This is a genomic window from Gammaproteobacteria bacterium (assembly GCA_003696665.1).
In the GTDB taxonomy this organism is placed as follows: Bacteria; Pseudomonadota; Gammaproteobacteria; order Enterobacterales.
The window spans coordinates 1-1,243 of the sequence record RFGJ01000253.1 but is presented as its reverse complement, the minus strand read 5'-3'; the positions used below and the strand labels follow the sequence as shown (position 1 = coordinate 1,243).

The 1,243-nt window shown below is 53.1% G+C and carries 3 protein-coding genes; all 3 read right to left on the bottom strand.

The genetic code is table 11. The features are described from left to right. The coding region (locus D6694_07105; GenBank protein RMH43393.1) for a peptidase at positions 1-578 on the bottom strand (578 nt) is incomplete at its 3' end. Continuing rightward, complete coding sequence (locus tag D6694_07100) at positions 575-1,015, bottom strand: hypothetical protein (protein RMH43392.1); 441 nt, start codon at positions 1,013-1,015, stop codon at positions 575-577. The genes D6694_07100 and D6694_07105, both read right to left, overlap by 4 nt. A gap of 3 nt (positions 1,016-1,018) precedes the next feature. After that, positions 1,019-1,243 (bottom strand): acyloxyacyl hydrolase (locus D6694_07095; protein ID RMH43391.1); only part of this gene is annotated, 225 nt, incomplete at its 5' end.

The window sequence follows — 1,243 nt, the reverse complement described above, 5'->3', positions numbered from 1 at the left end:
CGAATAGCCTGCCGAATAGCTTTGGCCATATCAACTTCGGCATCAATCCTTTCGACGGAATACATACGACCTTTGGGGGCAAGAGCCCCTTTTGCAAACCGGGCGCGCTCCAGGTCGGATCGAGAACAGCGCACCGGTTCTTCAAAAACGGGATCACTGATCAGGTAGTCTTCCCCGTCACGTCCGAATACAACCAGATTGTGCGCATTAAAATGAAAACGCAAGGCTGCCGGAAAATAGGGAAGCCAGTAGACACCCGTTTGCAAACCCTGCGGGCGTCCGGTCGCAAGTGCGCGGTCGAGAGCTGTGGTCGCTTCCTGAGGGGAGGAAAAGGTTTGGGAGTGGACCTTGGCTCCGAGTCTGCGCGCACATTTTTTAAAAATGGCGCCTGGGGCACAGCGAAAAGTAATCAGGGGCAGGTGGTTGACGCGCACGAAGGGAAAATAACCGAAAAACAATCCGCCTCCAATGCCAAAGGCAAGGGCTTCCGAGATGTTTCGCCCCTGGTAGCTGAGCAGGTTGGCGGTGACACCACTTTCGCAATGAGCCGACTGACGGTGGGGAAAATCAATTTTCACAAGGTCTCTCCTTCATCGGTCAGCTCAACCGGTAAAAGAATTTCGCGCGGCAGTTCATCAAGAGCTTCGGGGGCCATGCCGAAAAGTCGGGCATAGCGCTCTTTTACTTTGGATGAGAGTTTTTTCCAGGGGGCCGGGCGCAAATGACGTCGTACTTGCCAACGGAACAGACCTGTATAGCTCGCAAGGAGTGACACATCCATTTGATGGCGTCGCATGTGAAACAGCAATGGGCTTGCCTGACCGGATTGAACGGCTTTCAGCGCCTCCTGAATCTGGTCTGCTATGTGTTTCCAGGCCTGTCGATTGGCCAGGTTGGCGGGATCCCAACCTGCACTTGGAACCAAAACATAGCGCCCTTGTTCATCAACGGCGTAGGTTACTTCCCGGTGTTGTTCGAGTAGGGCCGCATCCTGAGGTACCTCTGTTGTTTTCATGGGTTAAAAATAGATTCCAGTGACCAGAGCCAGGGAATTAATCCCTCTGTTATCGTGGTGAAGATTGCCGTTGGAAATGTGATGCAAACGTAAATCTGCGAACCAACCGGTTTCGCCGGTGAGACGATCCAGCCCGATTCCGAGCTGAGGGTTGAAATTGAAGCGCAATCCTTGCCCGGCGACCTGAAAATCACTGTAAATCAAACCGATCCCCCCTTCGATATAAGG